The sequence below is a fragment of the Microcoleus sp. Pol1C5 genome (genome assembly GCF_036701115.1).
Taxonomy (GTDB): Bacteria; Cyanobacteriota; Cyanobacteriia; order Cyanobacteriales; family Microcoleaceae; genus Microcoleus.
The window spans coordinates 69,582-94,587 of record NZ_JAUBQE010000011.1 but is presented as its reverse complement, the minus strand read 5'-3'; the positions used below and the strand labels follow the sequence as shown (position 1 = coordinate 94,587).

19 protein-coding genes and 1 tRNA gene are annotated in these 25,006 nt (G+C 45.8%); 4 read left to right on the top strand and 16 right to left on the bottom strand.

Annotated elements, in window-relative coordinates:
• Window positions 1–9 precede the first annotated feature (9 nt).
• The 5 genes from QUA23_RS08745 to QUA23_RS08725 are packed head-to-tail and all read right to left on the bottom strand — an operon-like array spanning window position 10 to window position 8,317.
• Window positions 10–2,835 carry an adenylate/guanylate cyclase domain-containing protein gene (locus QUA23_RS08745; RefSeq protein WP_333073907.1) on the bottom strand — a complete coding sequence of 942 codons (2,826 nt, stop codon included), beginning with the start codon at window positions 2,833–2,835 and terminating at the stop codon, window positions 10–12.
• A 57-nt stretch (window positions 2,836–2,892) separates the two neighbouring features.
• Complete coding sequence (locus QUA23_RS08740) at window positions 2,893–4,449, bottom strand: PAS domain-containing sensor histidine kinase (RefSeq protein ID WP_333073905.1); 1,557 nt, start codon at window positions 4,447–4,449, stop codon at window positions 2,893–2,895.
• Complete coding sequence (locus QUA23_RS08735; RefSeq protein WP_333073903.1) at window positions 4,446–4,982, bottom strand: Rab family GTPase; 537 nt, start codon at window positions 4,980–4,982, stop codon at window positions 4,446–4,448. Before QUA23_RS08735 ends, QUA23_RS08740 begins: the two co-directional genes overlap by 4 nt.
• A gap of 2 nt (window positions 4,983–4,984) precedes the next feature.
• Window positions 4,985–7,702 (bottom strand): OmpA family protein, encoded by a 2,718-nt coding sequence (locus QUA23_RS08730; protein ID WP_333073901.1) that lies wholly within the window; start codon window positions 7,700–7,702, stop codon window positions 4,985–4,987.
• 6 nt (window positions 7,703–7,708) lie between these two features.
• Window positions 7,709–8,317: a hypothetical protein gene (locus QUA23_RS08725; RefSeq protein ID WP_333073898.1), complete on the bottom strand. Its 609-nt coding sequence runs from the start codon at window positions 8,315–8,317 to the stop codon at window positions 7,709–7,711.
• Between the two features lie 1,125 nt (window positions 8,318–9,442).
• On the opposite strand from QUA23_RS08725, the gene alaS reads away from it, so the two are divergent.
• On the top strand, window positions 9,443–12,094 hold the full coding sequence (alaS, locus tag QUA23_RS08720; protein WP_333073897.1) for an alanine--tRNA ligase: 2,652 nt from the start codon (window positions 9,443–9,445) through the stop codon (window positions 12,092–12,094).
• A gap of 211 nt (window positions 12,095–12,305) precedes the next feature.
• Here alaS and moeB read toward each other — a convergent pair whose 3' ends face one another.
• The 8 genes from moeB to QUA23_RS08680 form a co-directional block, all read right to left on the bottom strand.
• The gene (gene moeB / locus QUA23_RS08715; RefSeq protein ID WP_190743852.1) at window positions 12,306–13,478 is read right to left on the bottom strand and encodes a molybdopterin-synthase adenylyltransferase MoeB; all 1,173 of its coding nucleotides are present in this window, start codon (window positions 13,476–13,478) and stop codon (window positions 12,306–12,308) included.
• Window positions 13,479–13,557: 79 nt separating this feature from the next.
• Entirely contained in the window at window positions 13,558–14,037 is a 480-nt protein-coding gene (locus QUA23_RS08710; RefSeq protein WP_333073894.1) for a M67 family metallopeptidase, read from the bottom strand.
• Window positions 14,038–14,365: 328 nt separating this feature from the next.
• Window positions 14,366–14,593, bottom strand: coding sequence for an indolepyruvate ferredoxin oxidoreductase subunit alpha (locus QUA23_RS08705; protein WP_006635695.1), 228 nt, complete (start codon window positions 14,591–14,593; stop codon window positions 14,366–14,368).
• Between the two features lie 144 nt (window positions 14,594–14,737).
• Window positions 14,738–15,973, bottom strand: coding sequence for an ATP phosphoribosyltransferase regulatory subunit (locus tag QUA23_RS08700; RefSeq protein ID WP_333073892.1), 1,236 nt, complete (start codon window positions 15,971–15,973; stop codon window positions 14,738–14,740).
• 482 nt (window positions 15,974–16,455) lie between these two features.
• Window positions 16,456–17,400 (bottom strand): DnaJ domain-containing protein, encoded by a 945-nt coding sequence (locus QUA23_RS08695; protein WP_333073891.1) that lies wholly within the window; start codon window positions 17,398–17,400, stop codon window positions 16,456–16,458.
• Between the two features lie 101 nt (window positions 17,401–17,501).
• Window positions 17,502–18,317, bottom strand: coding sequence for an inositol monophosphatase family protein (locus QUA23_RS08690; protein WP_333073889.1), 816 nt, complete (start codon window positions 18,315–18,317; stop codon window positions 17,502–17,504).
• Between the two features lie 96 nt (window positions 18,318–18,413).
• Window positions 18,414–18,929 carry a thermonuclease family protein gene (locus QUA23_RS08685; protein ID WP_333073887.1) on the bottom strand — a complete coding sequence of 172 codons (516 nt, stop codon included), beginning with the start codon at window positions 18,927–18,929 and terminating at the stop codon, window positions 18,414–18,416.
• A gap of 34 nt (window positions 18,930–18,963) precedes the next feature.
• On the bottom strand, window positions 18,964–19,332 hold the full coding sequence (locus QUA23_RS08680) for a 2Fe-2S iron-sulfur cluster-binding protein (protein ID WP_333073886.1): 369 nt from the start codon (window positions 19,330–19,332) through the stop codon (window positions 18,964–18,966).
• 214 nt (window positions 19,333–19,546) lie between these two features.
• Here QUA23_RS08680 and QUA23_RS08675 point away from each other — a divergent pair.
• Window positions 19,547–19,631 (top strand) — tRNA-Ser (locus QUA23_RS08675).
• 458 nt (window positions 19,632–20,089) lie between these two features.
• On the opposite strand, the gene QUA23_RS08670 is transcribed toward QUA23_RS08675, so the two are convergent.
• Both QUA23_RS08670 and QUA23_RS08665 read right to left on the bottom strand, forming a co-directional pair.
• Window positions 20,090–20,488 (bottom strand): transcriptional regulator, encoded by a 399-nt coding sequence (locus QUA23_RS08670; RefSeq protein ID WP_333073885.1) that lies wholly within the window; start codon window positions 20,486–20,488, stop codon window positions 20,090–20,092.
• Window positions 20,472–20,771: a type II toxin-antitoxin system HigB family toxin gene (locus QUA23_RS08665; protein ID WP_333073884.1), complete on the bottom strand. Its 300-nt coding sequence runs from the start codon at window positions 20,769–20,771 to the stop codon at window positions 20,472–20,474. The genes QUA23_RS08670 and QUA23_RS08665 overlap by 17 nt, the downstream gene beginning before the upstream one ends.
• A gap of 707 nt (window positions 20,772–21,478) precedes the next feature.
• On the opposite strand from QUA23_RS08665, the gene QUA23_RS08660 reads away from it, so the two are divergent.
• Window positions 21,479–22,651 (top strand): ribbon-helix-helix protein, CopG family, encoded by a 1,173-nt coding sequence (locus QUA23_RS08660; RefSeq protein ID WP_333110343.1) that lies wholly within the window; start codon window positions 21,479–21,481, stop codon window positions 22,649–22,651.
• Window positions 22,652–22,834: 183 nt separating this feature from the next.
• Window positions 22,835–24,451, top strand: coding sequence for an FAD-dependent oxidoreductase (locus tag QUA23_RS08655; protein WP_333073879.1), 1,617 nt, complete (start codon window positions 22,835–22,837; stop codon window positions 24,449–24,451).
• A gap of 151 nt (window positions 24,452–24,602) precedes the next feature.
• Here the strand turns inward: QUA23_RS08655 and rplL are convergent, their stop codons facing one another.
• Window positions 24,603–24,995 (bottom strand): 50S ribosomal protein L7/L12, encoded by a 393-nt coding sequence (gene rplL, locus QUA23_RS08650; RefSeq protein ID WP_333037133.1) that lies wholly within the window; start codon window positions 24,993–24,995, stop codon window positions 24,603–24,605.
• Between the last annotated feature and the right edge of the window lie 11 nt (window positions 24,996–25,006).

Here is a 25,006-nt window from a genome sequence, read left to right as displayed (position 1 = left end):
GCAACACTTTTAGTCATCAGCCAGATGACTGATGGCTGATGAGCTGGCTGGTTTTCGACCAAGAAGAATATAAGTTTTCATTCCTCCTTTGCCTTTAACTTCAATCATTCCTCGTTCCTGAAACAAATATTTATTTTCCAACAGTTTATAAGTAGTTTCGCTCACTTGAATCCGCCAAGGCAAACCCTGAGATTCCATGCGGGAAGCAATATTTACCGTGTCGCCCCATAAATCATAAATAAACTTCTTTATACCAATTACTCCCGCAACAACCGGGCCGCTGTGAATGCCGATGCGGATGCTAAAATATTTATTATTTGTAGCATTAAATCTGGCTATTTCTGCTTGCATATCTAGGGCGATTTGGGCGATCGCATCTGCGTGGTCTACACTGGGTTCAGGCAGTCCTCCTACTGCCATGTATGCGTCGCCGATGGTCTTAATTTTCTCTAAACCGTGCCGTTCGCACAAAAGATCGAATCCTGAGAAAATCTTATTTAGGATATCCACAAGTTCGATCGGATTCATGACAGCAGACAAAGCAGTAAACCCCACAATGTCGGCGAACAAAACAGTCACTTCCGGAAAGTATTCGGCAATAGTAGTTTCGTTTTGCTTGAGGCGTTCTGCTATTGCCTTGGGCAAGATATTTAACAGCAGTTTTTCGGATTTTTCTTGTTCTTCCCACAAGGCATCTTCTGCTTGCTTGCGTTCCGTAATGTCGTGGTAACTCCAGACTCTCCCGATAATTGTATCTCCCAGTCGCTGCGGTTGCGAATAGCGTTCAAAAAATCTGCCATCTTGAAATTCCAACAAGTCGTAACTTTCGGCTTCTGGCTGCTCGTAAAGTGATTGTATTCTCTGTTGAAATGCTTGGGGGTCTTTGAGTTGCTTGAGGACAAAGGCGATCGTTATGGCGTCGTCTCGCAGTGCCATCACTTCATTAGGTATGCCCCACATTTCCACAAATTGTCGATTGAAAGTGACAATTTTTCCGTTCCTGTCAATTGCTAAAATACCGTCGGCAGTAGAATCAAAAGTTGCTAGCAGCAGGGACACAGATTTTGCTAGGGCCTCCTCTGCCCTTTTTCTAGCAGTAATGTCTCGCAAAATAGCGCGAATAGCTACTAGCGAACCTGCCGCAAATTTACAGCTTATACTGCCTTCAAGCAAAATATTTTCATGATATTTAGTAATAAATGTTAGTTCGATCGACTCGGGATACAATGTATTTTCATTTACCGTTTTTTTGGAAATAGCTTGATACAATATATCCAGAGACTCTGGGGAACTGTTCGGATGAATGATATCAAAAACAGTCATTTGAGCAATTTCTGCTTCGGTGTAGCCCAAAGTTTCCCGCCAAGCCCGATTTACATACAAAAAATGACCGTCGGCTCCAATACTTTGAATTAAGTCAGTAGCATTTTCAAATAAGTCTCGCAGTTGTTCTTCGCTTTCCCGCAAAGCTAGTTCCGCTTGTTTTCGCTTGATAAATTGACCGATTTGACTGCCGATGGTTGCCATTATCTGGAGTAATTCTTCATCAAAATACTGCACTTCGCGGCTGAATAAAATCATCACGCCCAATACAGACTTTGCAGAATTTTCAGGATCGTAGTCGCCCAAAATTGGAAAACCAAAAGCTCCGTGCAGTCCTTCTTCAGCAGCGATTTCGCGGCGTATACAACTATCGCTTTTTGTGACATCGGCAATCCACTGAGAGGAACCGCGGGCCCAAACGAAACCGGGTAATCCTTCGCCAAACGCACAAGTCATTTGTTCGGTAAATTCGACAAATTTGGGTATAGAGACTGAGCGTTTTGTCCAACTGGCGACGCACCGAAGCAAATTGGAGTCGGACACCCCAGTTATTCTCTTAGTTTCTGAAAGAAGTTTTTCCCCAGATTCTGGCATCCAAAGTTCGACGGTATCCCATCCCAAGCTGTCGCAAATTACGGGGAGAATTGCTGCTATAGCTTTTTTTATTGTTTCGGATGCCGACAGGATGCGAGTGGTGACGTACTGAGTTATTTGTCGCTTGCGGGCCCGCTGTCTATCTGTGACATCGCGGCCGATGTAAACGAAATCTTGAAGGGCGGGTCCCGATCCAGAAATAGCTTTAATGTCAGCCGAAATCGCCGTACAGGAAAACGAAACTGTTAGCTTTTCTCCGGTTTTTGCTGTGCAAATTACTTCGGCATTAGTTTGTAATTGTTGAGTCTCCTCTTGGCTGACTGCTTGCAAAGAGGAGCCAAAAGCAGCAAGAGAGTCTATTTGCTGGCCTACTAATTCTGATTCGCTGTAACCGAACAAATCTTGAGCGGCTTGATTGACTTTTTTAATCTTTCCCGATGCTGTTGTTACCAACAAAATTTCCGCCATTGAAGTAATAATTTTTTCAACATAATTATTAGTAGCCGCTAAGGTACTCAATAAAATATCCATTTCATTGGTAGCTTGCACTAGAGTTTGTTCTAAAGCCATCCTATCGGTTACGTCCTCAAAAAATATAATTAATCTCTGATAATTCTCGTCATTGGTGAACTCGACCATATACATATCAAAATAAAGCCGCGAACCGTTTCCTAATAGCCGCGTGATTGCTTTCAATTCAAAATTTGGCAACCGTTTTTCAAAAATATCGATGAAAATTTCTTCAGTTCCCACTAATTCTGGAAAGGGAATGCGAACATCGTTGCCGGCGACTACTTCTTTGGGAGAGTCGGCAAATCGCTGAACTTTCAGAGAGATTTCTTGGATTAAAAAGTTTTTATCAAGTGCTAGGTACTCCAAGTGGTGGGGAACTAACAGTTTTTTTGACAAGGTTTTCATGTGAGATTTTTACTATTGAAGGCACCATGAGGATGGAATTATCTAAAATCAATCTATTTATCTCTTTTTATCAAATGGAATTCTAACTAAAAATGTAGTGCCTAACCCTATTTCGCTGGAAAATTCGATTTGACCTCCGTGCAAATCTACACACTGCTTGACTATGGATAAACCCAGTCCTGTACCGGGTATTTTTCCGACATTTTTGGCTCGATAATAAGATTCAAAGAGTTGTTCTTGGTCTTCGAGAGGAATACCCAGGCCTGTATCTTTAATTTTAAATGTAGCTTCTTTATTATTCTGACAAGTTAATTCAAAATAAATATGGCTGTCGAGGGGCGAATATTTGACAGCATTTGACAGCAAATTTGTCAAGATGTGCCGCAGCAATTTTGTATCTAGTGCGGGCAACTGTTGCGTTTCCTGCGACTCGTTATCATTTTTTTGCGCTGGCGTAACTAATTCTTGATAAGTAAAGTTAATTGTATGATTTTTTCCATAACTAATTTTAATTGATTCTACTAACTCACTGCAAAAGTTTTTTAAGTCAACTGGTGCGGGATAGAATTCGAGTTTTCCGGCTTCGGCGCTGCTGAGCAACCGCACGTCATCTAATAGCTGAGCCATTTGTTGAGATGCTGATTTAACGTGTTGCAGGTATTTTTGTTTTTCGGCGTGGGTGATTTCGTCGCCGTAGTCTTGGAGAATTTTAGTAGCAAATAATACTGTACTTAGAGGATTGCCAAATTCGTGAGCAATCATCGAGAAAAAACGAGATTTTACCTGTCTGAGTTCTTGCTCTTTTGCCAAAGAGCCGCGAATTTCTATTTCTTGTTGTTTGCGTTCTGTGATGTCCCTGCCTATATAAATGAAATCGTAAAGTCCCTCTAGTTCGGTCTGAATTGCTGAACAGGAAAATTCTACCCAAATTTCTTCTCCTGCTTTAGTAGTGCAGACTATTTCTAGTTCTCTACGCAGCTCTTTCTGAGACAAAATATAGCGGTGGCGAGCTTGGTAAATTAATGTGTCTTCGATTAATATTAAAGACAGGGGTTGGCCAATCAATTCTGCTTCGGTATACCCAAATAACCATTGTGCCGATTGATTGATTGTTTTGATAGTTCCTAATGTTGTTGTCACCAACAAAGCATCGCCCATCGACCGAATAACTTTATCTATATAGTCTTTAGAAGCGGCTAAGGCACTAACCAAAAGATTAGCTTCATTCGCCCTCTGAATCAACGATTGCTTCATCACCATCTTTTCGGTGGTATCTTCAATCAAAATTAGCAATTTACTTGGCACATCTTCTTGTTCTTCTTCATATTTGATAGCCAACATATCAAAGTATAAAGGGCGGTTCGGGTCGGTAAACCGAGCGATACCTTTGACTTCAAAACCCGGCAGCCGTCCCATAATGATAGACATGAGGATATTTTCAATGCCAATCAGTTCGGGAAAACTCAGGCGAGCATCTGCACCGGGTATAGCATCGCCTGGAATATCGGCATAATGCTGCACTTCGGCAGAGATTGCCTGAATGATAAAATGGTGATTGACTATAAAATACTGTGTTTGTCGCGGGCCTAACAGCTTTCTTAACAGTGGATTCATAATTGTTCTACCATTGTGTAAGCTAATTTATAGAAAATTTCGTCAACGTCTTTGCCTGTTTTAGCAGATGTCGTGTAAACTGCTATTACTTTGTCTTGACATATCGAATGGGATATTTCCACTAGCAGCGCCAATTTTTCCTCGTCAATCAAGTCTACTTTGTTTAAAGCGACGATTATCGATCCTTTAGGATTGACTGAAGAAAAAAGCTGAATGTGTTCGGAGATTCGCTCAACAGTTTCGGATCGGCTGACATCGGCAACGATTAAAACACCACTAGCTCCCTGCAAGTAAGTCGGTGCTATTCCTTTGAATTTTGTATGCCCTTCTAAATCCCAAATCAGCAACTTTGCCGTCACGTTTTCCCGCTGCTTTACCCCTTCTAATTCTACGATTTTGCTGGAAATTTTTACTCCTACAGTGGAGAGGTACTGGTCGCTGAATTGCCGATCGACAAAACGGCGGATCAGGCTGGTTTTGCCCACGCCAAAATCTCCGATCATACACATTTTTTTAGCTATAGTAACTGACATAATTATTTACTGTTTACGGTCTTAGTTATTGGTTCAAATACCACGCATCTGCTTAAAAGTCGTGGTTGATTGGGTTCCACGTCGGCAGGAGGATGGGGGATGCCAACAGTTTGGAGGCGCTTTGGGTCAGCACCTTGCCGCACTAAAGCATCTCGCACTGCTGCGGCACGTCTGAGCGACAACTGTTGATTTGTAGCAAGTTCTCCACTTCGATCGCTGTGCCCAATTATCTTAATCTGTTTTTGAGGATATTGATCCATGAATTTTTTGACACTGGCGATGATTTCTTCATATGTTGAGTCTAATTTTGTGGTTCCTGGCTCGAAGTAGATGCGGGTTGTAATTTTCAGGGGATCTAATTTAACCGTACTGATGACCGACTGAACACCGGGAATTTGCTTCAAGGACTGAGCTATTTTCTGTGTGTCTGCTAGGTCTATAACTGTGCCATCTACTGTAACTTTACGATCGCCATACCGACTAAAAATAGAAACGCCCTGTCTCTGGTTCAAAACGGCGCTAATTCGCTGCACCTCAGCCGCCGTCAAAACTGGATCTGGGGGGACATCGACAGCTATAATTCTATTATCTAATTGCAATTTCGGTGCAGTTGATGCGGCTATTTTTTCCGCTTGTGCCCGCAATTCTTGATTGGGCAACTTTCCGGTTAGCTTTAAAGTTTTGCCATCAACTGCAACATCTAAGCGGTAAACTGCTAATTCGGGAGTTGATGCTAAAGCTGCGATGGCATTGGCTTCGAGGTGGCGCTCAACGCTGCTGCGGTACTGATAAATTCCCCAAGGTACTAAGATTAAGCTCAAGGCGGCTAAACTGATAACCGCTAGGGCGATCGGGGGTTTTGTTGATTTTTCCGTTTGTAGCGGGTCGAATAAATTTTTTAGAGACGGGTGCAGAGAGTCCGGTATAGTACCGGGGTCGCCGTTAAAATCGTGAATGACTTGACCATAATTAAGGATGAGATGACTAACGGTTTGTCGTATTTTTTGGATGAACAAGTTTGGCGGTTCTCCTTTAATCACGACGGCCATGTAGCAATATCCCGCGACTTCTAGCAGAATTTTTGAGTCTCCGTATTCAATTTGATTTAGTTCGGAAGATTCTCCCGGCTGCACGATGCACTCGTTAACAAAGCTGCGAATAGCTGTGAGCATTCCTGCTACCATTTCTGATTCTAACTGGTAGCTTTCTGAGTTTTGAACTTCGGAAATTATTAAGCCTGATGCTTTGTGAATTAAGAAGGCTGCTTGGACGGTGAAGGGTACTGATTCTTGGAGGATTAATTCAGCTTCGGAGACTCCTTGTACTTTGGAGCGAATTTTTCTCTGGAATCCTTCGACGCTGATGGCATTAGACACTTTTTCATTGATTGTCTTGATAGCTTCTGCCATATATCGGGAAATTGTACTGCCAATTACGGGATAGAGGGCATCCACCATAGAGTCGCGTTCGAGTTTTATTTGGGCTGTAATCGCTTTACCCATTTCCGGGGCGAGGGCCTGGGCGATCGACTCTTGGTCGAGGCGAATTTGCTCTTTAATTGCCAGACCAATTTCTGGGGCGATCGCGCGAGCAATATCCGCTGGCGAATTGACTATTTGTTGAGCAAGTGCGTCGGGAAGCAGCTCAGCTATTGCCGCACTCATTGCCGACTTGTTTTCCTGAGTTTTTGCCCGAATCACTTCGTCAATAATTGGCCCGATCGCCTTGACAACTTCTTCTCTGGAGTCGGCAATTTTGCGGCTGAGAATTTCTGCGATCCAAGGCAGCATCAACTCAATCAACTCTTGGGGCTCGTAGATTTGGTGCTCCAATTTTCCTAATTTATCGTCGATTGTTGCCATCAGGTGGCGCACCCCAGGCAAATCGTTTTCTGCCAGCAGATTTTTGACTTGCTCGATATCTGATATTTTTGAGCCGAAAATCAGATTTTGCAGCGTTTCCATCGCGCTGTCGGCTTGATTTAAATCTTGTTTAATTTGGCTTAATATTTCTGTAGGCTGCGATATCGTGGTCGGCTGTTCTACCAAGTTTGGCATCGATTGAAGCGAAGCTACCACCGGATCTAAATATGCAGTTTCTGGTGACTCTGAGACTGTGGAAACTATGAAGTCATTGGAAACTTCCGAGGATTTTGACTCGGTTGGGGGAGGCGAAACATTTTGGAAATGCCGATCGAACCCGTGGGATTTTTGACCCTGTACTTCCTGTAGAGAATCTTTCCTTGTCAAGTTAGACAATTCTGCTACAGGCTGTGACTCCTCCTCCAAATCCGGCTGGGCGATCGCGGAAACATCTATAGTTTTAGCGGAGGAATAGTCTTTTTCCAGTTCTGAAGTGTTGAGTTTGTGAGTAGCGAATAACAAACTTTTGAACTCGTCTGCAACAGGCGGGGCATCGTCAAACTCCAGTTGGCGAGATCCAGTTTGGGGTACACTCGCTGTAACTTCCTCTGGCCCTTGCTCAGAAATACCTAACAAATCCATCAACCCGCCGAGGGCCCCAGCTTGATTATTTTCGCCACTGCTGTCATCTTCGGGCTCTACATTTTGCTGGTTGGAACCTGCAATAATTTTGAGATCGACTAACAGATTCAGCAAGGGTTCTAGCTGGGTTGCTGCATCGGCAGCAGACTCGTCAGGTTGAGAAACAAAACCCTCTAACTCATTTTCGTCAGCCGGATTTTCTTTCGGTAAAGCCATGCGTTATTATCCGTTATGGTGGCGCTCCGGCAACAGAAATTCGGTATTTAACTTATTATCCGCAACGCCTTTAAGTTCGGGTACAAATTCTGTTCCTTTGAGCCTCATGCCGAGTTCAAACAGAATTTCTGCCATGTCGTCTCTAGAAACTTTAACATCTCTGAGCATAGAAAAGCGACGATCTAGCTCTTCAAAAACCTGTGTTTTCAAAGTGCGGGTTTCTTCAGATAGTCGCTCTCTGGTTTGAGAGAATTCGTCGCGAAGCGAACGGGTTTGATTGTCAATAGCCTCGTCGAGGGCTTCCATGCTGCTGGAGAATTTTCGGTTAACGCGATCGACTTGCTGACGGATGTCTGCGCTTTCTTCTTGGGTGTTTGAGGTGAGCGATTTAACTTTCTTTTCTAACGAATCAACTGCAGCCCTCATTTCTCCTGAAAGAACAGTTTTTACTTGTTCGATGCGAGTTTGCATATCTTGCTGCATCATCGACAACTCGGAATCTATTTTATCGAAGCGATTGTCATATTCTCTAAGCTGCGCTCCAAAAATTATATCGCGAATTTGGTCGATATTTCCCAGCCGTTCGCGCATTTCTTCTTTAGTTATTTCGGCCATGCTTGTACCTAGAATCTCCGGAGATTGTGAGTTTAAGAACTGTGCTAGTGATTTACTACCGTTGTTGGTGGCACTAGCTTTTTTGAGTGGCGGGCTTTTATTTTTTGAACTCTCACCCCTGCCTCGGAGATGGGATTTTTTAGAGTCTTGACTCTAAATATCCTGAGATTCAAATTTTTGAGCCTGGTCTTGTCACCAAAAATGGCGGTTGGCTATCCTTGGCTTGCAGCAAGCTTAGAGAAGCGTAGATTTGCTGCTATACAGGACAGCGGGGTAGGTTTTAAGGTTTTGTACTGACATCTTCAATGATATCGCATCTTGACAGTGCCTCATACCACAGCGCTTGATCCCCGGCAAAAAGCGGGCGGGGGCGGGCGCCCACGTCCTATTATATATAATATATAACTCAAAAGCTGCATAGATCGCTCGCCGATCGCTCCCAGGGATGTAGCCTTTGAGCAGAAATCACTTATACAGCCCAACTCGGTCCCTCTGTACCCCTCGAAGCCTCTTCTCCTGCGATCGCCCTATAAAAATTCATAGGGCCCGATCGACAGCGATCAGACCCAATAATATGAGAACTTTGTTTTTTCTAACAAACGAGATGTGTTTCCGATTGAGAACTGTTATTTACTAGGGTTTACAACTTGTGCAGCTTTACTTTTAATCAGCAACGACAACTAAGTCTTACTTGACTGCGGTTTGGCTTGACTGCTCGATCGGCAGTTCGCCACTATTCCAAGTTGTGTTCGGTTAATTTCTGCTGCGCCTGGGAATCTAGACCGGAGACACCATGCCTATATCCTTGAACTTTCTTTCTAAATATAGCGACCTCCTTCTCTTTCTGTCCCGGTGTCTATTATTAAGTTAGCATGACCTTTCGGAGGAGTAAAGCACTATTTGCAAAACTTGATAGGTCTTTACATTACTAAGTATAATGATATGAATCTCCAAATAGATGTAAGTTAGCACTCACGCACTCGTAACCAAGAAACCGGGTTTTTCTACCCAGATTGAGGATTTTAAGCAAGTATTTTGGTTTGAAAACCGGGTTTCTGGACACCCGTGCGTAAGTCCTATAAATTCTATTGTTGCTACATCTTTACATACTTAAGTGTTTTTGTCATGTCTATTTCTCCTAAGTTTCTCAGTGGCAGCCAAATCCGCCAAACCTTCCTCGACTTTTATGCTCAGCGGGGACATAAGATATTGCCGAGTGCTTCTTTGGTGCCCGAAGATCCGACAGTGTTGCTGACGATCGCCGGAATGCTACAATTCAAGCCGATATTTCTCGGACAGCGCGCCGCTGAATCACCGCGCGCCACGACTTCTCAAAAGTGCATCCGCACCAACGACATCGAAAACGTCGGCCGCACCGCCCGCCACCACACGTTTTTTGAGATGTTGGGCAATTTCAGTTTCGGGGATTATTTCAAGAAACAGGCGATCGCCTGGGCGTGGGAACTTTCCACGGAAGTTTTCGCTTTACCAGCGTCGAATTTGGTTGTTAGCGTTTTCCGTGAAGATGACGAAGCTTTTGCGATTTGGCGCGATGAAATTGGCATTCCGGGCGATCGCATTCAGCGCATGGGAGAAGATGACAATTTCTGGCAATCCGGCCCGACTGGCCCCTGCGGCCCGTGTTCGGAGATTTACTATGATTTCCACCCAGAGAGAGGCGACAATATTGACCTCGAAGATGATAGCAGGTTTATTGAGTTCTACAACCTGGTTTTCATGCAGTACAATAAAGATGCAGAGGGCAATTTAACACCGCTGCAAAATCAAAATATTGATACTGGCATGGGACTGGAACGGATGGCGCAAATCCTCCAGAAAGTCCCCAATAATTACGAAACAGATTTGATTTTTCCGATCATTCAATCGGCAGCAGAAATTGCCGGGATTGATTACCACAACAGCGATGAAAAAGTCAAGGTTTCGCTGAAAGTAATTGGCGATCACGTTCGGGCTGTGGTGCACATGATTGCGGACGAAATTCGCGCGTCGAATGTTGGTCGGGGTTACATTTTGCGCCGCTTGATTCGCCGGGTGGTGCGCCACGGGCGACTGATTGGAATTCAGGGCGAATTTACGGTGCGGGTGGCTGAAAGTGCGATCGCCCTTTCGGAAGCTGCTTATCCGAACGTGCGGCAGCGGGAAGCTCAAATTAAGGCGGAATTGGCAAGGGAAGAAGCGCAGTTTCTCAAGACTTTGGAACGCGGAGAGAAGCTGCTGGAGGAAATTGTCGATCGTACAAAACAGCAAACCAACCAACAAATCAGCGGTCAAGATGCTTTCACTCTTTACGATACCTACGGTTTCCCCTTAGAACTGACTCAAGAAATTGCTGAGGAACAGGGAATTTCTGTGGATTTGGAGGGATTTGAAAGGGCGATGAAGGAACAGCAAACTCGCGCTAAAGATGCTCGCCAAACAATCGATTTGACGGTGCAGGGTTCTTTGGATAAGTTGGCTGAAACAATCCAAGGAACTGAGTTTGTCGGTTATGCTGAATTGTCGAGTTTAGCTGAGGTGGAAGTTATCTTGGTTGACGGCAAATCTGTCGAGGAAGCAACTGCAGGTACTGAGGTACAAGTTGTTTTGAACCAAACGCCGTTTTATGCAGAATCCGGCGGACAAATTGGGGATAAAGGTTATTTGAAAAGCGGAGATAATGGTGATGGTTTGTTGGTAAGAGTTGATGATGTGAAGAAGGAATCGGATTTCTTCGTGCATTTCGGCTTGGTGGAACGGGGAACGCTGAGAGTGGGCGATAGTATTACTGCGAAAATTGACAATAGCGGTCGCCGCCGAATTCAGGCCAACCACACAGCAACTCACTTATTACAATCAGCTTTGCGGAAAATTGTGGACGATTCGATTTCGCAAGCTGGTTCGCTGGTATCGTCAGAAAGATTGCGGTTTGATTTCAATTCTCCGCGCGCTGTCACAGCAGAAGAGTTGCAGAAAATTGAGGATTTAGTTAATAGTTGGATTGCTGAGGCGCACGCTGCGGTCGTTGCAGAAATGCCGATCGCCCAAGCGAGGGAAAAAGGCGCGACTGCGATGTTTGGCGAGAAGTACGGCGACGTGGTGCGGGTTATCGATTTTCCCGGCGTTTCGATGGAATTGTGCGGCGGAACTCACGTCAGCAATACCGCAGAAATCGGGCTGTTTAAGATTGTTTCCGAAGCGGGGGTAGCGGCGGGAACTCGCAGGATTGAAGCGGTTTCGGGTCAAGCTGTTTTGGACTATTTGAACGTGCGGGATAAGGTGGTGCGCGATTTGGGCGATCGATTTAAGGCGAAGCCTGAAGAATTGCCGAACCGGATTACTAATTTGCAGAATGAGTTGAAGGATACTCAGAAACATTTGGCTGCTGTGAAGTCGGAATTGGCGATCGCGAAATCCGACCAGTTGCTGAGTGCGGCTGAGGAGCTCGGCGAATTCAAAATCATTGTAGCTCAATTGGGTGATGTGGATACAGAAGCGCTGAAAACTGCGGCGGAAAGATTGCAGCAAAAGTTAGGAAATGCTGCGGTTGTTTTGGCCTCAATTCCTGAACCGGATAAGGTAAGTTTGGTTGCAGCTTTTAGTCCAGAAGTCAATAAGAAAGGATTGCAAGCTGGCAAGTTTATCGGGGGAATTGCTCAAATTTGCGGAGGAAAAGGCGGCGGGCGGCCGAATTTGGCGCAAGCTGGGGGACGCGATGCAAGTAAGTTGCAGGAAGCGTTGGAAAGTGCTCGCAATCTGTTAGTTGAAGGGTTGGGTTAATCTGCGTTTTTTGTAGGGACACGGCATTGCCGTGTCCTGCTTCACTACTAAAGGTCAAATTCCCCTTAAAAAAGGGGAATTTAGAGGGTTCTAGACTCGGCTGTGAACGAAAGATACAAAGGTTTTTCAGCGTAAGTTGACACTAATGACCAGAGTCTACTCGCTTGTATCTCGTGATATTAGCTAAACCCACCCCAGAAAAAGATTGAACTTAATATTGAGGTACAGACGGGTCTACTTCTTCACTCCAAGCAGTAATCCCGCCCTTAACATTAATCCCCTCAATTCCCGCTTCCTTCAAAATCCCCAAAGCCTTCGCAGAACGCCCGCCCATTTTGCAGTGTGCAATCAAGCGGTGGCCGTTCAACAATTCCTTGACCTTGGCCACACCTGCGCCGTGTTCGATATCCGGCAAAGGAACCAAAACCGACCCAGGAATTTGACAAATTTGATACTCGTTGGGATTGCGAACATCCAACAATACAAAATCCTTGGCACCGCTGTCGATTAACTCTTTAAGTTCCGTGACAGTCATCTCAGGAATTTGCGTTTGCTGACTTGCTTCCTGCGCTTTTGCTTGAGGAATGCCGCAGAATTGTTCGTAATCGATTAACTTTTCAATTACCGGGCGCACTGGATTCGGCCGCAGTTTCAATTGCCGGAACGTCATATCTAAGGCATTGTAAAGCAACAATCTGCCGCTCAAAGTAGTGCCTTGACCCAAGATAATCTTGATAGCTTCCGTTGCTTGGATAGAACCGACAACTCCGCACAAAACGCCTAAAACGCCGCCTTCTGCACAAGAAGGAACCATCCCAGGAGGCGGGGGTTCTGGGTACAAATCGCGGTAATTCGGGCCGCCTTCGTAGTTGAAAACTGTTGCTTGCCCTTCAAATCGGAAGATAGAACCGTAGACGTTGGGCTTGTTTAAAAGCACGCAAACATCGTTCATCAAATAGCGAGTCGGGAAGTTGTCCGTACCGTCGATAATGATATCGTAAGGAGTGGCAATGTCGATCGCATTTTCCGAACTAACGCGAGTTTCGTACAAATCAACTTGACAAAAAGGATTAATTTCTAAAATCCGATTTTTAGCAGACTCAATCTTCGGTTTCCCAACCCAAGAAGTGCCGTGAATTACTTGCCGCTGCAAATTGGAATGGTCTACAACATCAAAGTCTACAATCCCAATGCGACCAACACCGGCGGCGGCTAAATACAGCAGCAGCGGCGAACCGAGACCTCCCGTACCGATGCAGAGCACGCTGGCAGCTTTGAGACGCTTCTGCCCTTCCAATCCAACTTCTGGCAGGATGAGGTGGCGAGAGTAGCGTTCGTATTCTTGTTTGTTGAGCTGGATCTCGTCCAGATTAGGATTTAGCATGATATTGTGTGTAGCGCAGATTTTGAATTATATCCTATCTGAATCTTTCGCATTTTTACGTGTTTGTTATTTTTACTAATTATTTCTTAATCTCAGTCGGTTCCAGTGCGAGAATTTCCTCTGCTTGAAAGTTCCCCTCTCCGTCAAGACTCCAACTGCGGAGGTCTTCTGAACAGCCTTGTCGGACGGACACAATGATGTAAGAGTATTGGGCCCAGGCTAATGTCCGATCGCACTCTGAGGGCACTGCGGGACAATCCGTGTGAGAATGATATATGCCGATAATATCCAGAGTGCGATCGCGCCCGTGTTTCATCGCCCGCAACATATCTTCGGGCCGAATTGCATATCTGCGTCTTTCTGTCAATTCTTTTTGTTCAGGCCAATTCTCCTGGGCCTCAGAACTCCAAGCATTATCAGTCGGCCAAACTTCTACCAAAGTTTTAACACCGCCAGTAACTCGACCGAGCAACAAACCGCAGCATTCTTCAGGATAAGCGCTTTCGGCGTGGGTGCGGATGGATAAAATGTGAGAGTCGGAAAGTGCGATCGGCTGCATAGGATTTTATTGTAGTTTTTTTTGTAAAGTGCGATCGGGCTTTTTTTTAAACGAACCGCGAAGACGCGAAGGACACGTTCGGCGAAGCCGTTCCCGAAGGGTAGGAAGACAAGATAAGGGAAGAGAAAGAACTCACAAAAGTAACCTCATTAATTACCTGCACTTAGATATCTAAACGTTAGATTTTTCCACTATTTCTCACTCCTCTTCTCTGTGTCCTCTGCGCCCTCTGTGGTTCATAAAAAAGTTACTGTAGGGTGCGCCGGGTCGCGCACCTTACCCCTTAGTTAATGTAGCTATTTAGCCCTCAATTGCAATCAAGTTGCAATTAAGAGGGAGTTTGCTGCAACTCAGGGCGTTCATCTGGAACGATCGCACCTTCGACAGGACACACCTGCAAACAAATACCGCAGTCAATACAGGTATCAAAATCAATCCAAAACCAATCAGTACCCTTGACATTTTTGCCAGGGCCGGGATGAATGCAAGCAACCGGACAAGCGCCAACGCAATCAGCAATTCCCTCGCAAATATTCGTAACAATAGTGTGTGCCATAGTGTTCTCTCAAAACATTTTAGGTAGATAGGGAATTAGCAATTAGCAATTGGCAAAACCTTCTATCAATCAGCAGGATACATAATATCATATCGGGTGATTTTTAACCAATTACCAACTACTAATTACCAATTACCAATTAGCCTAATTTACCGTTTCAATTGTTGGCAATCCTTCGGCATTTACCCAAGCAATTTGAGCAATTCGTCGATCGCGCGCGTATTCCCGCGCAGACTCTGCTGTCTCCCGACTCTCCAAATCTATTTCCACCCGAACTAAGTGAGTAGACTCTCGGAGTTTGCGAGCGTAAGCAAACGCGGCGGCACTAGCTTCAGGAGTTTGAGCCACAACCAACCAGTCGCTAGCTGGCGTCTCCGTGGGCAATTGCCCCTCTGTCAGCAAAACTTGGTGCAAATCTTCAATATTCAGACAAAACCCGATGCCAGGGGAATTTTGCCCTTGGGGATCGAACAGTCCCAACAGTTGGTCGTAGCGTCCCCCTTGTCCTAAAACTCGCTGTCCTGTCTTGCTGCTGCTGACAACTTCAAACACAATTCCAGTGTAGTAGTCAAATGTTTGAATTAAACTCAAATCGAGGTGAATGTGGGATTTTAGATTGGGAATTTTTGACTGACATTGGTGCAGCAATTCGATCGCCGATTTGAGATTATTTAACGCGGCTTGCTGTGGCAAATCTAAATCCAGCTTGGCAACAATTGGCAACACCTCTTCTGGGCGGCCGCGCAAGTCAAATAACAGCAGAGCTCTTTCTCGCAATTCGGTTGACAGCGGCAAAGTTTCCAAGGCAATTCGATCGAGATTGGCTATCGCCCCCCGAACTTTTTGGCGCACATTTGGCGGAAACGGTTCCAGCAATCTTGCAGTCAAGCCCGCTTCTCCCAAAACCAAATGCCAGTCATCAATTTCCAAGCTCTGCAAGCACTCAGACAGCAGCAGCAGCACTTCTGCATCCGCAACCGTCCCCCCCGCGCCTAGGAGCTCTACGCCAGCTTGATAGAACTCCTGTTGCCCGCCTGAGCCAGTATCTGGGCCTTTGCGGAACACGTTGGCGTTGTAGTAGAGGCGCTGAGGCTGCCAGCGAGTCCCGGCCATCCGCATTGCAGCCGCGCGGGCGATGGATGCTGTCAATTCCGGCCGCAAACCAAGTTCTCCATCCTCGGCGTCTTGCAGTTGAATTAAGGTCGATCGGTCGATCGCACCCCCAGCCATCAAAGTCTCCAGCCTTTCTAGAGTAGAGGTAATAATCCGGTGATAGCCCCAGCGGTGAAAAACCTGCTGTAAGCGTCGTTCGATCGAAATTTTTTGAGCAACGTCAAGGGGCAATAAATCTCTTGCACCGGATGGGGGTTGATGAACCATATCAATTTTAGATTTTAGACATTAGATTTTAGATTGGGCCCAGAAGCTTAGCTTTATGGACGGTGTTAAAGTCGAACCAGGCAAGCTTAACATTCGACTTTAACAAATTAAGGTGTCATATCAATTTTAGATTTTCGACTTCGGCGTGAGCGCTCAGTCGAACGATTTTAGATTTTAGATTGGGCTTAGAAGCTTAGCTTTATGGACGGTGTTAAAGTCGAAGCACGCAAGCTTAACCTTCGACTTTAACAAATTAAGGCGTGATAGCGTTTTGGTTTGCATGGGAATAATCATTTTCCCGGTCAGTGCAAGCGTCCCGCTCTTTGTGGATCACCCGCGCTCGCGGAACGATCGCACTGACGGTATCATTCCGATATCACCGGCTTTGATCTCACCAAGTCTTGATTGTTTTGATCGAGATCACTCCACTGCTGTACATTTCACCATTTTCTCAAAATTCAAGACTCACAAATCACCACTTCTCACTTCTTCTTACCGCCAAACAAACTTGCAAAAAATCCTGGTTTCTCGTCACCTTTTTTGGCTTTTGCGGAAGCTTGTTCCAGCTTTTTCTTAACCTCCAAAGCCGTCGGTTCTTCAGGATTTGATGCCAAAGCTTTGTTCATCTCAAGTTTCGCCATTGTGGCTTGATTTTGTTCAACGTAACACATTGCTAACAAAGCGTGGGTCTTGCTGTGTTTCGGATCGCGTTTCACGCCTTCTTTCAACTCTATAATTGCTTTGGCGTAACTTTTGCTGTCCATGAATCCTTGAGCTCGGCGGCAATAGGCTTCGGCCGGCGAGTCTTGGACTTTGGGCGGAGATGGCGCTGGAGTAGCGGTGGCTGGGGTTGCTGGGGTTGCTGGGGTTGCTGGGGTTGCTGTTTTTGCTGTGCTAGTTGGGGTTGCAGCTTTCGGGGGTGAAGCGGGTGCAACCCCAACACCACCAAGGCGCTCTTTTCGCAGCAGGTAAACCATGTTGAGTTCGCTAATTAGATTAATCGCCTCTTGCGTTTCCTTAACTGATTCGTACTGCTTGAGAGCGAGTTTGCTAACTGCTGTTTTGTAAGCTTCTTCCCAATCTTTAGCGGTAGCTAACTGTTTGGCTGCTTCGCTTTCAATTTGCATTTTCGCCTGTTCTTTAACAACGCGCTTGCCGATGGCTGCTAATAGCAGGCTGTATTCTTTGCGATCGCTTTCCTTGGAAAATTTGTTGTAAGCCGGATTGACTACTTTTGACAAAAATTGGTTAGCCCAATCTTTATCGGCTTGGCTTTCAAAAGAGCAAGTATCCGAATGCAACCGGCGGGCGATTTTCATGTAGCGCTTGCGGATGTCGTTAAACTCGGCGTCTAAGGGAATTCCCAAAATTGCGTGCTGATCTGTAAAGTCGTATTTGAACAGCCCTTTTGTCATTTCAAAAGACATAACTTTTACTCTTCCTTTCCTGGCTTTTCACTATTCTTTAATGTAGCTTGAGTCAAGGGGTTGTGACCCCCGTACTACCCCCGATCTATTGCTGGGGGGCGCTACTTCCAAGAAGATAAGGGAGGAACTGCTAGCAGTTCGCTGCTGAGTTCGGCGTGTATTTTGCCGTTTGTGGCCAAAACCCGACCGGAGTTCATCTCAAATGCACTGCCGTCATAAGCTGTAACTTGACCTCTGGCTTCGGAGACGATGAGTACACCTGCTGCTACGTCCCAAGGGGCGAGTCCCCGTTCCCAGTATCCGTCCGATCGCCCCATCGCGAGGTGTGCGAGGTCTAGGGATGCGGAACCGCTGCGCCGCACGCCTTGGGTGAGGTGGGTGAGGTGACAGAATTCGGCATAGTTATTGTCTGCTGTTTCGCGCCGATCGTATGCAAAGCCAGTGACTAGCAAGCTGGTTCTCAATTCTGAGATTTGGGAAACTTCGATCGGCGAACGGTTGCAGGTTGCTCCTAATCCTTTGCCTGCCCGAAACAATTCGTTATGAAAAGGGTCGTAAATTACTCCGATTTGTGGTATTCCGTCGATTAAAAGTCCGATCGACACGGCCCAAAAAGGATATTGGTGAGCATAATTGGTTGTGCCGTCCAAAGGGTCGATCGCCCACAGGTATTTGCTGCTGGCATCCCCTAATTTGCCGGATTCTTCGGCGAGGATGGCGTGGTCGGGTACGTGGCGGCCGAGAATTTCTAAGATAACCGCTTCTGAGGCTTTGTCGGCTTCTGTGACTAAATCGCCCGATCGCCCTTTTTCTTGAATTTTTTCTAATTTTCCGCAGAAAGATTTCAGGACGGAACCGGCGGCTAGGGCTGCTTCGGTGGCTATTTCTAAGAAGTTTTGCAGTTGATTGTCAGTCATTAGGAATTGGGAAGTGGGAATTGGGAATTGGGAATTGGGAATTGGGAATTGCTTCCAATGACAACTGTCAACTGCCAACAGTCAACTGTCAACTGACTATTTCCGATTTTGCTGGCGAAATTCTGCGGGAGTTTGGCGCAAAGCTCGTTCTGGATTCCACAGGCCTTTACCCATGAGTCTCGCCCATTCTTGAGCGTTCACGAGTCGCTGCTGATATTTTGTGTTGGGCGATCGCCCTGAGGCCAGGGCATAACCTTCTTTGACTAGCTGTTCGTTGAGCAAATTTTTATCTTGCCACAAGTAGGCTAGTTTGCGATCGAACTGGTCTTTCTCTTCGATGTCGGATTCTAACAATACCTGTTTTCCCCTAGTTAGCTGTTCTAGTCTTTGTTTGGCTGCTTCTCCCCAAGGCTGCTGTTTTAAATCCGGTGCATCAATACCAATCAGCCTGATTTGTTCTAATAAGGCTATTTTGTCGGCTGTACTGATAACTTCGATTGTTTGCCCGCTGATGGCCCTTTCTACTTTGGCGATCGTACCTTGAGGCATTTCTGGTTTTTGGCAGCTAGCTAACAACAGACAAAGGGCGATCGCAAATAACCGATAAAGCATGGATAATTGGTAGTTGATTATTTATCAAATTGCCTTATTCTTCATCCAACGGCAAACCCGCTTTAACTTTACCTTTGCCGAAGTAGCGGCCGAATTGCAGTTCGTACACTTCGTCCTCGTCTTGCGTCTCTACCTCGATGTTGGAACGGGGATAGCTGACGCACAGCAGGGCATAACCTTCTTTTTGCAGTTCCACAGAAAGCCCCATTGCTTCTGGCTGGTGCAGTTCCCCCGAATTGACGCGCACCGCACAGGCGGTACAAGCGCCGTTGCGGCAGGAAAAGGGCAATTCTACTCCTTGGTTTTCGGCGCTTTGGAGGATGTAGCGGTCTTCGGGTACTCGCACGGTGTGGCGATCGCCTGTCTGTCTGTTATGAATTTTAATTGTGTAAGAGTCAGTCATGGAATTTTAGATTTTAGATTTTAGATTTTAGATTGGGGTTGGCAGGGCCAGATCCTTGAAATGAATGGGTTTGTGACCCCGATAGGAGAACCCAAGCCTGCCCGTTTCACACCCTACCCATATTAAACAGCAAATTTATGCCGTTACCCCTTCCCAAATCAGATTTGTTCTGCTAAGATAGTTTAGCTGTGGCTAAATGAATGAATTTAGCCCTGGAGAGGTGGCCGAGCGGTTGAAGGCGCACGCCTGGAAAGTGTGTTTAGGGCAACTTAACGAGGGTTCGAATCCCTCCCTCTCCGTTAAACAAGCTGTTTAGGCAAAAAAAACAGTTTGCAAACAAAATCTCTGATATGAGATAAATACTTTAATTAGAGCGAGATCCCTTGAATTCTTTTAGAAAAATCAAGGGATCTCGCTTTTCAATGTTTGAGTGTAAATTACGGGCGATCGCGCCGAGAATAAACGCCCATATCTAATGCCAATAGTAGAAAACCATAGTGAGGCTCCTACACCAATCGCCAGCGATATGGTCTAGGAGCCTCACTTAATTGTTTTTTCCAAATTTATCTTTGAACTAATCATACCTTAATTCCGCAACGCCTAATAATCGGTAACATTCAGGGGCTGCCGGCATAGGGGCAGATGTCTCTGAAATGGGCATCGGGCATTGGGCATGGGTAATAGTTAGCGGTTACTGGTTAGTAGCTTTTCTAATCACCAATAACCAATGCCCGATGCCCAATGCCCAATTTCCAAATTAAATAAACAAGCTAGGTGAGATTTTAAAATAATCGCCTAGTGCCTTAGCTTGTGCCTTGCTAATCGCTCTTTTCCCATTCACAACCTCAGACACCACACCGCTCGATCCAATGATACCTACCAAGTCCGCTTGACGGGTGCCGCTGGATTCCATGATGTGTTGCAAAATCTCATGAGGCTCCGATTTGTCGATCGGATAATTTTCTCTCTCATAAACTTCAATCAGCGTGACTAACAACTTGTATAAAGCTCTCTCCTCTGGAGTGAGGTTTTTAGCGAAGGTTAGCCGTTCTGCCACTGCCAGGAGGCGATCGTATTCCTCTTCGGTTTCGATCGCCCTAGGAGCAATTTCTGCAAGCAATTTGCTATAAGTGGCTCCATCAAAAGTAAGGATCATTTTTCCATTTGTCTTTGTCGTATTCAGCGTGGGTTAGGAAATATTTGTAGAAAATAGTTTGCTCCTCGTAGTTAATGCCGACAATCAGGCGATATTCGTTGCCTTTGATATTAAAGACGGTGAAGTTTCCTACGGCTTCGGCATCCCGGTAAATCTTGCGAACATCCTCCAAATTCTGCCATTCTGCTTGCTTTACAGTTGCGTTCCAGCTATCAATTTTATTTTTGACATCGGGATACTGGGCAGCATCATTACGGAGGGTGCGAATCGAGATTACGTGCATCTGTTTTTGGTTTTTTGGTTTTTTTGTTTTGCATAATCTTGAAGCTTCCACACATGATTTATTGCCATCCCTACCTATACAAAACTTACGCACAGACTCTATTTGTATGGTAGGTACTGCCCACCACAACTCTACAAGTGGTGTAAAAGTTCAGTCTTTGCGTAAGTCCTGTTATGTACTCATACTCTCAATCTGAGAGGAAAATGTCAAGGCCCGATCGACTAAAAATTCTTTAACCCACTCCAAGTAGGTTTTGTGTGTGTAGGCGGGGTTGGAAACCGCAGGCTTTGTCTTTAATCCCACTCTTCCTCCCCCGACTTGATCCTCATCGTGTAAAAAAGCTTCTAGCAGCGTGGTTCGGGCTGATCACATGGAAGTTGTGGCCACTAGCCTTTTTGCAGCGTTCAAAGACTATCGGGCATCTTATTGCGATTTGGTCGATCGCGCCGAACCGGTCAAATCGGGCGCAAAGTTAGATAGTATCTAACAAGCTCAACTGTTATATCTGCGGTATCGTGCCGAAAAAAAAACCGTGCCAGGGAATCTTCACGGGGTTCTACGGCGAGGAATCGACCGAAGGGTATATTCACGAATTTTTGTTCAATTGGGAACAGAAGCTGGCACAATTGGTAAGTAACAAGAATTAATTTTAATAGAAACTTCAGCCACTACACTTATTAGTGTAGGTTGGCATGAGGAAAATGCCAATGGTCAAAAAAAATCGCAATGTAGTTAGTTCCAATTCAGAAAGTAAAGTCAAAGTCGGACTTTCGCTGACTTCTTCTAGTGCCGATCGATTAAACGTGATCGCTCGCAAGCTCGGAATATCAAGGTCAGAACTCCTAGAACGCTTGGCACAAGGCGCTCTGGATATTTCTAAGGACAAGACGGAAGTTACTGTCACTTGGAAAAAAGGTGAAGAAACGCAGGTAGATGCCCCCGACTTGCAAGGGGAAACAGCCGAAGAAAGCGAAATTAATGAGGCTGTAACGGCAGAAACTGTATCGGACTCGGTGAGTGTAAAGCCAAATCCGCTGCAAGAAAGTTACGAAAGTTTACAGCAGCAGTTGAGTGAACGCGAAAGTTTGATCGCTTCTTTGCAGCAGCAATTAGCTGCCGAAAAGCAAAATCTCGAAAGCCAATTGCAAGAAACAGTAGCCAAGTCAAGTTACGAAAGTTTACAGCAGCAGTTGAGTGAGCGCGAAAGTTCGCTCGCTTCTTTGCAGCAGCAATTGGCCGAAAGAGAACACCGGGAACACGAGTTTCAGCAACAGCTAGGCGAAAAATCCAGTGTTCTGGAATCTCTGCAGCAACAGCTAGGCGAAAAAGAACACCGGGAACACGAGTTTCAGCAACAGCTAGGCGAAAAATCCAGTGCTCTGGAATCTTTGCAGCAACAGCTAGGCGAAAAATCCAGTGCTCTGGAATCTTTGCAGCAGCAATTGGCCGAAAGAGAACACCGGGAACACGAGTTTCAGCAACAGCTAGGCGAAAAATCCAGTGCTTTGGAATCTTTGCAGCAGCAACTAGCCGAAAAATCCATTGCTCTGGAATCTTTGCAGCAGCAATTCGCCACCGAAAAGCAAAATCTCGAAAGCCAATTCCAGGAAACCGTGTCGAAGTCGAGTTACGAATCTTTGAAGCACGAGTTAGCAGAAAAGTCAAGTGCGATCGGCGACTTCCAAGTTAAACTGACCAAGTTGCAATATCTGGAAAATGAATTGAGCCAGAGTGCGGCGATACAGCGAAATTACGAGGCTTTGCAGCAACAGTCTCAAGAACAGCTAAGAACCATCAAAGCTTTACGGGAACAGCTAGCTCAAATGCAGGCTGTGGCGGGGATTGGCGAAGCTTATCTCAACAAGTGGCGGCGTCCCTGATTCTCCCATCGGCTACTGCAAAAACTCCGGTTGCTTTGGGCGATCCGGCTGCACCTTACCCCTGAAATGTCCTGTCAACTCGGACTCCTTCCTCTTGTAGCGATAGATTTAAAACTGTCGCCACAAGAGCTTTTTATTGCCAAATATGAGCATACTATTAAGAAATATTACAATAAATAAATTATGAGAGGCGATCGCACCCCTTTTGGCAAATCCAATCCAGCAGACACTAAGGGCCGCGTCACGGTAATTGGAGGCGGAATCGGCGGGCTGACAGCAGCAGCTCTGCTAGCCCGCAGAGGATACAAAGTGCTAGTCTTAGACCAGGCGATCGTCCCCGGAGGATGCGCTTCCACCTTCAAACGCAAAGGCTTTACCTTCGATGTCGGCGCCACGCAGGTTGCAGGATTGGAACCCGGAGGCATTCACCACCGAATTTTCTCAGAATTAGACATAGAACTCCCCGCAGCCACACCCTGCGATCCCGCTTGTGCGGTGTTTTTGCCGGGAGAAACCGCACCGATTAGCGTGTGGCGAGATCCGCAAAAGTGGCAGGAAGAAAGGCAGCGGCAGTTTCCTGGAAGCGAAGCTTTTTGGCAATTATTGTCTGCATTGTTCAAAGCTAGCTGGAACTTTCAAGGGCGCGATCCAGTTTTACCGCCCAGAAACTTATGGGATTTCTGGCAATTAATTCAAGCTGTTCGCCCCGATACTCTAATTACTTTGCCTTTCACTTTTATGACAGTGGGAGATGCTTTGCGGCTTTGTGGGTTGGGCGACAATTTGCGCTTGAAAACTTTTCTGGATTTGCAGTTAAAATTGTATTCTCAAGTCGATACCGAAGAAACGGCGCTACTTTACGCGGCGACGGCTTTAGGAGTTTCGCAAGAGCCACAGGGATTGTATCATCTACAAGGAAGTATGCAGGTATTGAGCGATCGACTGGTAGAGGCGATCGAACGAGACGGCGGCAAAGTTTTGTTGCGGCACACAGTTGAAAGTATTGTCACAGCCAACGGCAAAGCCACAGGTACAGTGATTCGCAATCAAAAAACAGGCGAAGTTTGGACAGAAACTGCCGATCGCATTGTTGCCAACGTGACCGCGCAAAATTTAGTAAAATTGTTGTCAAGCGAGCCGATTGTCGAAAATTTAACAGATAATTTATCGGTTAAATCAGAGACTTCAGAGACAACAAATCAACTCCCAAATCAAATGGCAGGCTACAAATATCGAGTCGATAAACTGCCGCCCGCATCCGGTGCATTTGTCATATATTTGGGAGTGCATGAAAGCGCAATTCCGAAAAATTGTCCGCCGCACCTTCAGTTTCTCTACGATTACGACGGCGAGATAGGGGAGAATAATTCCTTATTTGTTTCAGTCAGCCATCCGGGTGATGGTCGAGCACCGGAGGGAATGGCGACAATTATCGCTTCCTCATTTACTGATACTCGAATGTGGTGGAATTCTGTTGATTATGAAGGATTAAAGCAAAAATATACCGCAGGGGCGATCGCGCGTTTGAGCGAATATTTCAATTTGACGCCAGAGTCGATCGTACATCAAGAAGCCGCCACACCCCGCACCTTTGCCCACTACACAGCGAGAGATAGAGGCGTTGTAGGTGGAATCGGGCAGCGAATACCAACCTTCGGGCCATTCGGATTTGCCAACCGCACACCAATTAAAAATTTGTGGTTAGTAGGTGACTCCACCCATCCCGGAGAAGGCACTGCCGGTGTTTCCTATTCTGCTTTAACAGTAGTGCGACAAATGGAGGCCGCCTCTAAAATCTAAGAGGACACGGCAATGCCGTTTCCCGACCCCAAAAATAATTAATCGCGCGAGAGATGTAACTATCGCGCGATTAATTTTAGGGAATAGTCAACAGTCAACAGTCAACCATCATTCCGGTGTCACCGGAATTGATATCAACTACATTCTCTGACTACTTGATAGAAATTTTTGCGCCCACAGCTTCAAGCTGTTTCTTCATTTCTTCAGCAGCTTCCTTAGCAATAGCTTCCTTAACTGCTTTCGGTGCGGCTTCTACCAAATCTTTTGCTTCCTTCAGACCCAGACCAGTAATTGCGCGGACTTCCTTCAGAATGGCGATTTTCTTGTCAGCAGGAACTTCTTCCAGCATGACAGTAAATTCGGTTTGCTCTTCTACGGGTTCAGCAGCGGCTCCACCACCTGTACCGGGCATCATCATCATGCCGCCGACAGGAGCAGCAGCGCTGACGCCGAAAGCTTCTTCAATTTGCTTGACCAATTCAGAAGCTTCGAGCAAAGTCAGAGACTTAAGTTTTTCCAAGATTTCATCAGTTGCAGTAGACATTCGTTAAACTC

Bases quoted from the DNA above. Each gene is read 5' to 3' on its own strand.
- QUA23_RS08725 (WP_333073898.1), bottom strand. From the start codon at position 8,317: ATGGCCGAAATAACTAAAGAAGAAATGCGCGAACGGCTGGGAAATATC.
- QUA23_RS08670 (WP_333073885.1), bottom strand. From the start codon at position 20,488: ATGATCCTTACTTTTGATGGAGCCACTTATAGCAAATTGCTTGCAGAA.
- moeB (WP_190743852.1), bottom strand. From the start codon at position 13,478: ATGCTAAATCCTAATCTGGACGAGATCCAGCTCAACAAACAAGAATAC.
- QUA23_RS08665 (WP_333073884.1), bottom strand. From the start codon at position 20,771: ATGCACGTAATCTCGATTCGCACCCTCCGTAATGATGCTGCCCAGTAT.
- QUA23_RS08735 (WP_333073903.1), bottom strand. From the start codon at position 4,982: ATGTCAGTTACTATAGCTAAAAAAATGTGTATGATCGGAGATTTTGGC.
- QUA23_RS08660 (WP_333110343.1), top strand. From the start codon at position 21,479: ATGGTCAAAAAAAATCGCAATGTAGTTAGTTCCAATTCAGAAAGTAAA.
- QUA23_RS08705 (WP_006635695.1), bottom strand. From the start codon at position 14,593: ATGGCACACACTATTGTTACGAATATTTGCGAGGGAATTGCTGATTGC.
- rplL (WP_333037133.1), bottom strand. From the start codon at position 24,995: ATGTCTACTGCAACTGATGAAATCTTGGAAAAACTTAAGTCTCTGACT.
- QUA23_RS08655 (WP_333073879.1), top strand. From the start codon at position 22,835: ATGAGAGGCGATCGCACCCCTTTTGGCAAATCCAATCCAGCAGACACT.
- QUA23_RS08680 (WP_333073886.1), bottom strand. From the start codon at position 19,332: ATGACTGACTCTTACACAATTAAAATTCATAACAGACAGACAGGCGAT.
- QUA23_RS08685 (WP_333073887.1), bottom strand. From the start codon at position 18,929: ATGCTTTATCGGTTATTTGCGATCGCCCTTTGTCTGTTGTTAGCTAGC.
- QUA23_RS08740 (WP_333073905.1), bottom strand. From the start codon at position 4,449: ATGAATCCACTGTTAAGAAAGCTGTTAGGCCCGCGACAAACACAGTAT.
- QUA23_RS08745 (WP_333073907.1), bottom strand. From the start codon at position 2,835: ATGAAAACCTTGTCAAAAAAACTGTTAGTTCCCCACCACTTGGAGTAC.
- QUA23_RS08690 (WP_333073889.1), bottom strand. From the start codon at position 18,317: ATGACTGACAATCAACTGCAAAACTTCTTAGAAATAGCCACCGAAGCA.
- QUA23_RS08700 (WP_333073892.1), bottom strand. From the start codon at position 15,973: ATGGTTCATCAACCCCCATCCGGTGCAAGAGATTTATTGCCCCTTGAC.
- QUA23_RS08695 (WP_333073891.1), bottom strand. From the start codon at position 17,400: ATGTCTTTTGAAATGACAAAAGGGCTGTTCAAATACGACTTTACAGAT.
- alaS (WP_333073897.1), top strand. From the start codon at position 9,443: ATGTCTATTTCTCCTAAGTTTCTCAGTGGCAGCCAAATCCGCCAAACC.
- QUA23_RS08710 (WP_333073894.1), bottom strand. From the start codon at position 14,037: ATGCAGCCGATCGCACTTTCCGACTCTCACATTTTATCCATCCGCACC.
- QUA23_RS08730 (WP_333073901.1), bottom strand. From the start codon at position 7,702: ATGGCTTTACCGAAAGAAAATCCGGCTGACGAAAATGAGTTAGAGGGT.